Genomic DNA, 8,677 nt, shown 5'->3' with positions numbered 1-8,677 from the left:
CGGCGGATGCGGGTAACCACTTGGCATTGCAACTCCTAAGATCCATGTTGTTGCAATGACCGTATGAATTTGCCGCGGCTTTTTCGCCGTGGTTTCACGCTCGGCAGTACCAGCTCAGAGCTTGCTGATCGGCGCGTGGTTGTGCATCAGCTTGACCCGGCCCGCACTGCCGAAGTCGATCAGCGACATGGCCGATTCCCCTACGCCCGAGACCTCTTCGACGCGACCCAGGCCGTACTTGTCGTGCGTCACCCGATCGCCGGGCTCCAGCACCACCAACGGCCGCTTGCCAGCACCCGAACGCGTGGGCGCCGACCGCGGAGTCCCGAACCGCCCGGCACCGCTCACCGGCGCACTGAACGACGGCTTCGGCGCCACCCGGCGCCAGTCGATGAGGTGTTGTGGAATCTCGCGCAGGAAGCGCGATTCCGGGTTCAGCATCGGCTGCCCCCAAGACGACCGGACGATGGCCCGGCTCACGTACAGCCGTTGCCGGGCTCGGGTGATGCCGACGTAAGCCAGGCGCCGTTCCTCCGACAGCTCCATAGGGTCGTCCAGCGCCCGCATGTGCGGGAACATGCCGTCCTCCCAGCCGGTCACGAAGACGACCGGGAACTCCAGCCCCTTGGCGGTGTGCAGCGTCATCAACGTGACCATTCCGGCGCCGTGCTCGGGGATCTCGTCGGAATCGGCGACCAGGGACACCCGCTCCAGAAACGCCGCCAGCACGCCGGTGTCCGGGACGTCCTCATCCTCGGGCGCGTCTTCGGCCAGAGCGGCGGCCTCACTTGTTTGCAAGGCCAGATCGGTGCTGAATTCGTGTGCGACGCTAACCAATTCGTTAAGGTTGTCCAGCCGCGCGAGCTCCTGCGGATCGGTCGACGATTCCAGCTCGCGGCGATATCCGGTGCGTTCCAGCACCGCCTCGACCAGCTCGCCGAGGTCGTCGTCGAGGTGCCCGCGCAGTTCGTCGAGCATCTCGACAAAGCCGGCAATGCACTTTTCGGCGCGGGTGTTGAGCATCGGGACCTTGCCCTCGGCCGCCGCCTGTAGGGCGTCGGCGAAGCTGGCGCCGGTGTTCTCGGCGTACACCGCAACACACGCCTCGGCACGATCGCCGATCCCGCGGCGCGGGGTGTTGAGGATGCGCCGCATACTGACCGCATCTCCGGGGTTGTCCAGCACCCGCAGATAGGCGACGATGTCGCGGATCTCCTTGCGCTCGTAAAAGCGCACTCCCCCAACGACTTTGTACGGGATACCGGCCCGGATGAAGACCTCTTCCAGCGAGCGCGACGAGTTGTTGGTGCGGTAGAAGACGGCGACGTCGTTGTAGGTGATGTCACCGCGGTCGGCGAGCGCGTCGATCTCGTCGGCTACGAAGCGCGCCTCGTCATGTTCGTTGTCGGCGACGTAACCGACGATGAGCTCGCCTTCGCCGGCGTCGGTCCACAACCGCTTTTCCCGACGCCCGGCGTTGCGGGCGATCACCGAGTTGGCCGCCGACAGAATGTTCTGCGTCGAGCGGTAATTCTGTTCCAGCAGAATCGTTGTGGCGTCCGGGTAGTCGCGTTCGAAGTCTTCGATGTTGCGGATGGTGGCGCCGCGGAACGCGTAGATCGACTGGTCAGCGTCACCGACCACACACAGTTCCGCCGGCGGCACCTCATCCGACTCGCTAGCGTGCCCCACCAACTCCCGCACCAGCATGTACTGGGCGTGATTGGTGTCCTGGTATTCGTCGACCAGCACGTGGCGGAATCGGCGCCGGTAGTACTGGGCGATGTCGGGGAAGGTCTGCAGCACCGCGACCGTCTCGCCGATCAGGTCGTCGAAGTCCAGGGCGTTGGCAGCCCGCAACCGGCGCTGGTATTCGCCGAAGACGGATGCGACCGTGCGCGCCAGATCGTCAGATTCGTCAGTGAGGTTGGACACCGCCTGGTGCGGGTCGATCAGTTCGTTCTTGAGGTTGGAGATGGCGTTGGCCAGCAGCCGCGGCGAGTACCGCTTGATGTCCAGGCCCATGTCGCGGCCGATCATCTGCAGCAGCCGGCGCGAGTCGTCCGCGTCGTAGATGGAGAAGTTGGAGTTGAGCCCCTCGATCAGCGATGCCTGGTTGCGCAGGATCCGTACACAGGACGAGTGGAAGGTGGACACCCACATGTACCGGGCGCGATCACCGACCAGGTTTACGACCCGTTCCCGCATCTCGGCGGCGGCTTTGTTGGTGAACGTGATGGCCAGGATCTGGCCGACGCTGACGCCGCGTTCGGCGATCAGGTAAGCGATGCGGCGGGTGAGCACCGCCGTCTTACCCGAACCCGCACCGGCGACGATCAGCAGCGGCGAGCCTTGGTGCACCACCGCCTGGCGCTGCTGCGGGTTGAGCCCGTCCAGCAATTCATCTGCGGCGCTGGGACGGGGGTACTTGGCTTGGGTTACGTGCACACTCATGTCCGTCCAAACTTACCGCCGCGGGCTGACAGCCGACCGCCGGCCGTGCGCCCGCTACAGTTCAAAACCCGACTGGTTGGTGCCCGAGTGGTTGCTGCCCGAACTCCTGGTACCTGAGCTGCCCCATCCGGAGTTGAGTGTCCCGGATTGACCGAAGCCCGAATTGTCCGTTCCGACATTCATGAAGCCGACGTTGCCGGTGACGCCGCCGTTGGCATAGCCGATGGCGAAACTGCCGGTGTTGGAGAAGCCCACGGCGTTGAAGCCCGAGTTGAAGAAGCCTGTGTTGCGGCTGTTCGTGTTCTGGAAGCCGGTCTGGAAATTGCCGACGTTTCCGTAGCCCTCGCTGGAGTTGCCGGTGTTCTGGAATCCCGAGGTGCTGTTCCCGTTGTTGTTGAAGCCGGACGTCCCGACGCCCGTATTGCCGAATCCCGAACTCGACGCGCCAGTGTCGGTCGCCGCACCGAAGCCCGTGTTGACGTCACCCGCGTTACCGGCGCCGGTGTTGATGCTGCCCGAATTCCAAAAGCCGGTGTTGGTGTTGCCGGAGTTTCCGAAGCCGGTGTTACCCGAGCCGGAGTTGAAAAAGCCCACGCTGCTGGCACCGGAGTTGAGGAAGCCCACGGATCCGCTCGAGCCCGAGTTGAAGGCGCCCACCGCGAAACCGCCACCGTTGCCGACGCCGACGTTGTTGCTACCGGCGTTCCAGAACCCGACGTTTCCGTGGCCGGAGTTCCCGAAGCCCACATTGGTGTTGGTGGTGTTGACCCAGCCCGTGTTGTGGTGACCGGAGTTCATGATGCCGGTGTTGATGTCGCCGGAGTTTGCCAGCCCGGTGTTGAAGTCGCCGGAGTTGCCGATGCCCCAGTTTCCGTGGCCAGAGTTGAAGAAGCCGACGTTGTTGTTGCCGGAATTGAACAGGCCGATGTTGCCACTGCCGGAGTTCAACCCGTTGAAGTTGATACCCACTTGATTCTCTCCGGTGAGGCCGATACCGAAGTTGTTCTTGCCGGAGTTGCCGAAGCCGATGTTGAACTCGCCGCTATTGCCCAGGCCGATGTTGAAATTGCCGAAGTTGCCCATGCCGATGTTCGAGTTGCCGGTATTGCCGAAGCCCAGGTTGGAGTTGCCTGCTGTGGGCACCGCCCCGGGACCGCTGTTGCCGAAGCCGATATTGGCATTACCGAAGTTTCCGCTGCCGATGTTGAGATTGCCGGTATTGCCGTTCCCCCAGTTGCCGCTGCCGCTGTTGCCGCTCCCGACATTTCCGCCGCCGGTGCTCTGGGAGTTTCCGAAGCCGATGTTCCCGTTACCACGGTTGCCGCCACCTAGGTTCCTGCTCCCGGTGTTGCCGCCGCCGAAGTTGAAGCTGCCGGTGTTTCCGCCGCCGAAGTTCAGGATCCCGTTCAGGTTGCCGTCGCCGAAATTGAGATTGCCCTTGTTGCCGCTCCCGAGGTTGAGGTTGCCGGTGTTACCACTGCCGACGTTGGCGCTGCCGATGTTGCCCAGACCCAGGTTGGCGACGCCGATGTTGCCGACAGCGGAGAACAGTCGCGGAAGTAGCTGATCCCACGACGGCAGCGCCTCGGCCACGGCTGACGCCCCGGTGAAGTAACCCACCATCGCCGCGACATCCTGGGCCCACATCTCCTCGTAAACGGCTTCGGTGGCCGCGATCGCCGGTGCATTCTGACCGAATAGGTTCGACATCACCAGTCGCAGGATCTGGGAACGGTTGGCCGCCACGGCAATTGGCTGGATCGTCGCGGACCGCGCGGCCTCGAACACGCCGGCTATCGTGCGGGCATGTCCGGCGGCATCGGCGGCCTGCGCCGCCGCCGCGGTCAGCCAATCCCCGTAGGGTGCGGCCGCGGCAGTCATTGCCGCCGCTGCTGGACCCTGCCATGCCTGCCCGACCAGACCCGCCGTCACCGATCCGAATGATGATGCCGCCGCGCCGAGTTCTTCGGCCAACCCGTCCCAGGCAGTCGCCGCCTCCAGCATCGGGCCGGTCCCGGCACCGCTGAACATCAGCAGCGAGTTGATTTCTGGCGGCAACATCGAGAAATTCATCAATAGCCCCTTCATGACTGCCCGAGCGAAACCAGTACCACGGCGCGTCAAAAGCGTACGGCCGGCCGACGCCGGCACCGGGCATTTCCGCAAAATGCGTTTCGGCATCGGCAGTCGTCAAATTGCTTGCCCCGCAATGGCGAAGCACCGCCGATCCGAGCCGAGCACACCTGGGCGCGGCTGCACCGGCATACGGCGCTATGGGGCGGTTTTTGCACACGTACACCAGTTGGTGGCACACTCGGTGCGTGCTCAACACGCAGCCCCGATTTTTCTACGGGTACCGGCCAGCGGTGCCCGCGGTCTAGCTGCTTTCGCAGAGCCCCGTGGTCCGCTTCGGCGATCGGGGCTCGTCTCTTGTGTGAGGCCCGAACCGGATGAGACCAGAACCACCACCTCACGAGAACGCGGAGATTGCAATGAACACAGAGACCATCGGTGCCGAACAGCTCAGCATCGACGAGTTACGCGAAGAAATCGACCGGTTGGACGCCGAGATCCTGGCCGCGGTCAAGCGACGGGCCGAGGTTTCTCAGGCGATCGGCAAGGTCCGGATGGCCTCGGGCGGCACCCGGCTGGTGCACAGCCGCGAAATGAAAGTCATCGAGCGCTACAGCGAACTGGGTCCCGAGGGTAAGGATCTCGCAATGCTGCTATTGCGCCTGGGCCGGGGACGACTCGGCCACTAAACGGTTACTACCGTCGTTACATTCGGCCAACTCCGGCTTTGCCGGGGTACATTTCGCCGGAAATGGTTACGGCACCAATACCAGCGGTTTCGCCATTACGCCGGCTGATGTTGCTCTCGGCCGCAGCGTTGCTCGCGGTGTTGGGGTGGTCCAATAGTCCGGCTCCGGCATCTGCATGGTCGCGGCAGGGAACCCCGATCGAATATCTGATGGTCCCGTCGCCTTCGATGAATCGTCAGGTGAAAGTCGAGTTTCAGGGTGGCGGAAGCCGCGCGGTGTACCTGCTGGACGGGATGCTCGCCCGCGACGACTTCAACGGCTGGGACATCCACCTGCCGGTGTTCGAATGGTTCGGCCAGTCCGGGCTGGCGGTGGCGATGCCGACCGGCGGCGTGGCGAGCTTCTATTCCAACTGGTACCGCCCGGCGGTCGGCAACAAAGGGACGTTCACCTACAAGTGGGAAACCTTTCTCACCGAGGAGTTGCCGGCCTGGCTGGCGGCCAACAAAGCGGTCAGCGCCTCAGGCAACGCAGTAGTGGGTGCATCGATGTCCGGCTCCTCCGCCCTGGTGCTGGCCGCAGACCATCCGCGGAACTTCACCTATGCCGCGTCGATGTCCGGTTTCCTCAATCTGTCCGCTGGTAACTGGCCATCCCTGGTCAGTGCGGCGCAGTTGGGCTCCGGCGGATTCCACTCCGACGCCATGTGGGGGCCACCCGGCGACCCGGCGTGGGCCGCCAATGACCCGACCGTGAACGTGCCGAAGCTGGTGGCCAACAACACCCGCGTCTGGGTGTACACCGGCAACGGAGGCCCATCGGATGTGGGCACGAAGCTGGACGCCAGCCTGCTCGAAAGCGCCACCCGCATCAGCAACAAGGCTTTTCAGGCCAGATACCAGGCCGCGGGCGGCCACAACGGCGTCTTCAACTTCCCGGACAACGGCACCCACACCTGGTCGTACTGGGGCGAACAGTTGCAGGCGATGCTGCCGGATCTGCAACGGGTGTTGGGCGGCGGCCGGCGCTGAGTCTGAGGCGTGGATCGGCGCGGCGAAGCGCGAGATCAAGGCTGCGCTCCGCCGACTCTGAAAAAATGCAGACGAATTGCGAGTGGGGCCCTGCAGATTTTCAGGCTCGGCGTGCGACCTCGAACCCTCGCACCCGGCCGGACCGCTGCGCCCCGGCGTTAGGGTCGAAACATGACCTCCGAACCCATCCCCGACATCACCGGCACTTCGGCGTGGGACGCCCTGCGCAAGCATCACGATCAGATCGGAGCCACCCACCTTCGCGAATTCTTCGCTGACGACCCGGACCGCGGGCGGGACCTCACCCTCACCGTCGGCGACCTCTACATCGACTACAGCAAACATCGCATCACCCGTGAGACGGTGCAGCTGCTGACGGAGCTGGCCCGCGCGGCCAAGCTGGAAGAACGGCGCGACGCCATGTTCGCCGGCGAGCGCATCAACACCTCGGAGAACCGCGCGGTGCTGCACACCGCGCTGCGGCTGCCCCGGGACGCCAACCTGGTCGTGGACGACCAGAACGTCGTCAAGGACGTGCACGACGTGCTGGACGCCATGGGTAATTTCACCGATCGGCTGCGCAGCGGCGACTGGAAAGGCGCCACCGGCGAGCGCATCAAGACCGTGGTCAATATCGGGATCGGCGGGTCGGACCTCGGGCCGGTGATGGTTTACCAGGCATTGCGCCACTACGCCGACGCGGGCATCTCCGCGCGCTTCGTCTCCAACGTGGATCCGGCCGACCTGGTTGCCACGCTGGCCGGTTTAGAGCCGGCCACAACGCTTTTCGTCGTCGCATCGAAGACCTTCTCCACGTTGGAGACGTTGACCAACGCGACCGCCGCGCGCCGGTGGCTCACCGACACCCTCGGTGACTCCGCAGTGGCCAAGCACTTCGTCGCCGTCTCCACCAACAAGCGCCTGGTCGACGAATTCGGCATCAACACCGACAACATGTTCGGGTTCTGGGACTGGGTCGGTGGGCGGTACTCGGTGGACTCTGCGATCGGACTCTCGGTGATGGCGGTCATCGGCCGGGAAGCGTTCGCCGACTTCCTTTCCGGCTTCCACATCGTCGACGAGCATTTCCGGACCGCCCCGCTGGAGTCGAATGCGCCTGCGCTGCTTGGGCTTATCGGCCTGTGGTACTCCAACTTCTTTGACGCGCAATCAAGGGCGGTGTTGCCCTACTCCAACGACCTGGCCCGGTTCGCCGCGTATCTGCAGCAACTGACCATGGAATCCAACGGCAAGTCCACCCGGGCGGACGGCACGCCGGTGACTACTGATACCGGCGAAATCTATTGGGGCGAGCCGGGAACCAACGGCCAGCACGCCTTCTATCAACTCCTTCATCAGGGCACGCGGCTGATACCGGCCGACTTCATCGGCTTCAGCCAGCCACTGGACGACCTGCCGACCGCCGAAGGTGACGGCAGTATGCACGACCTGCTGATGAGCAACTTCTTTGCCCAGACCCAGGTGCTGGCGTTCGGCAAGACTGCCGAGGAGATCGCCGAGGAAGGCACCCCCGAAGATGTGGTGCCGCATAAGGTGATGCCCGGGAACCGGCCGTCCACTTCGATTCTGGCCACCCGGCTCACGCCGTCGGTGTTGGGGCAACTGATCGCACTCTATGAACATCAGGTCTTCACCGAAGGTGTCGTGTGGGGTATCGACTCTTTTGACCAGTGGGGCGTGGAACTCGGCAAGACCCAGGCCAAGGCGCTGCTACCGGTGATCACCAGCGCGACGCCGCCGACAGAGCAGTCCGATACCTCGACCGACGCGCTGGTGCGCCGCTACCGAGCGGAAAGGGGCCGCGCCAACTGATTTCGAGCTGCCCCCTGGCTATTGAGTGATGCCGTTCAGGCCGTCCAGGCCCAACACACCGCCCTGACCGCCTTCACCATTGGCGCCGTCGGTGGACCCTGGGCCGCCGTTACCGCCGTTACCGCCATTACCGATGAACACGGCATTGCCGCCGTTACCGCCAGCTCCGCCATCATCGGATCCCCTACCGCCGTTTCCGCCGGCCCCGCCGGTGCCGATCAGTCCCGCATTACCGCCACGACCGCCGTCACCACCGTCGACCGTGCTGATAGACGCGACATCGCCGCCGTCACCCCCGGCCCCGCCATTGCCAAACAGCAGGCCCGCATTGCCGCCGGCGCCGCCGGCTCCGCCGAAGCTCGTTGCTCCGCTGAGCGCACCGATCACGGAGCCGCCATCACCCCCGGCACCGCCATGACCGAAGAGCATTCCGCCTGACCCGCCGATTCCGCCGATGCCGCCCCTGCTGCCCAGGGTGGAGCGGGACACCGCCCCACCGACGCCTCCGTCTCCGCCCTGGCCGCCCAGCATCCCACCGGCGCCGCCGGCCCCACCCGCACCGCCGCTTACCGGCACGGTGCTCGGGCCGGAAGCCGC

The 8,677-nt window shown here is 64.7% G+C and carries 5 protein-coding genes and 1 pseudogene; 3 read left to right on the top strand and 3 right to left on the bottom strand.

All coding sequences use genetic code 11. The features are described from left to right. Nucleotides 1-114 precede the first annotated feature (114 nt). Nucleotides 115-2,454, bottom strand: coding sequence for a DNA helicase PcrA (pcrA, locus tag AWC08_RS24200; RefSeq protein WP_065137563.1), 2,340 nt, complete (start codon nucleotides 2,452-2,454; stop codon nucleotides 115-117). Nucleotides 2,455-2,508: 54 nt separating this feature from the next. Then, nucleotides 2,509-4,527, bottom strand: a complete 2,019-nt coding sequence (locus AWC08_RS24195; protein WP_065137564.1) for a PPE family protein — start codon at nucleotides 4,525-4,527, stop codon at nucleotides 2,509-2,511. A 377-nt stretch (nucleotides 4,528-4,904) separates the two neighbouring features. On the opposite strand from AWC08_RS24195, the gene AWC08_RS24190 reads away from it, so the two are divergent. The 3 genes from AWC08_RS24190 (at nucleotide 4,905) to pgi (ending at nucleotide 8,080) form a co-directional block, all read left to right on the top strand. Further along, nucleotides 4,905-5,216 carry a chorismate mutase gene (locus AWC08_RS24190; RefSeq protein WP_082986813.1) on the top strand — a complete coding sequence of 104 codons (312 nt, stop codon included), beginning with the start codon at nucleotides 4,905-4,907 and terminating at the stop codon, nucleotides 5,214-5,216. Between the two features lie 62 nt (nucleotides 5,217-5,278). Then, nucleotides 5,279-6,247 (top strand): esterase family protein, encoded by a 969-nt coding sequence (locus AWC08_RS24185; protein WP_069434498.1) that lies wholly within the window; start codon nucleotides 5,279-5,281, stop codon nucleotides 6,245-6,247. 171 nt (nucleotides 6,248-6,418) lie between these two features. Continuing rightward, nucleotides 6,419-8,080 carry a glucose-6-phosphate isomerase gene (gene pgi / locus AWC08_RS24180; RefSeq protein ID WP_069434497.1) on the top strand — a complete coding sequence of 554 codons (1,662 nt, stop codon included), beginning with the start codon at nucleotides 6,419-6,421 and terminating at the stop codon, nucleotides 8,078-8,080. A gap of 18 nt (nucleotides 8,081-8,098) precedes the next feature. Here pgi and AWC08_RS36755 read toward each other — a convergent pair. Beyond that, a pseudogene (locus AWC08_RS36755) lies at nucleotides 8,099-8,677 on the bottom strand (PE family protein); the annotation flags it as partial.

The organism is Mycobacterium gordonae (assembly GCF_002101675.1).
GTDB lineage: Bacteria > Actinomycetota > Actinomycetes > Mycobacteriales > Mycobacteriaceae > Mycobacterium > Mycobacterium gordonae.
Note: the sequence above shows the minus strand (reverse complement) of the source record. Positions and strands in the feature narration are given on the sequence as shown.

What these genes read in the sequence shown, in the direction of transcription:
- pgi (WP_069434497.1), top strand. Translation starts at nt 6,419, where the DNA reads ATGACCTCCGAACCCATCCCCGACATCACCGGCACTTCGGCGTGGGAC.
- AWC08_RS24195 (WP_065137564.1), bottom strand. Translation starts at nt 4,527, where the DNA reads ATGAATTTCTCGATGTTGCCGCCAGAAATCAACTCGCTGCTGATGTTC.
- pcrA (WP_065137563.1), bottom strand. Translation starts at nt 2,454, where the DNA reads ATGAGTGTGCACGTAACCCAAGCCAAGTACCCCCGTCCCAGCGCCGCA.
- AWC08_RS24185 (WP_069434498.1), top strand. Translation starts at nt 5,279, where the DNA reads ATGGTTACGGCACCAATACCAGCGGTTTCGCCATTACGCCGGCTGATG.
- AWC08_RS24190 (WP_082986813.1), top strand. Translation starts at nt 4,905, where the DNA reads ATGAGACCAGAACCACCACCTCACGAGAACGCGGAGATTGCAATGAAC.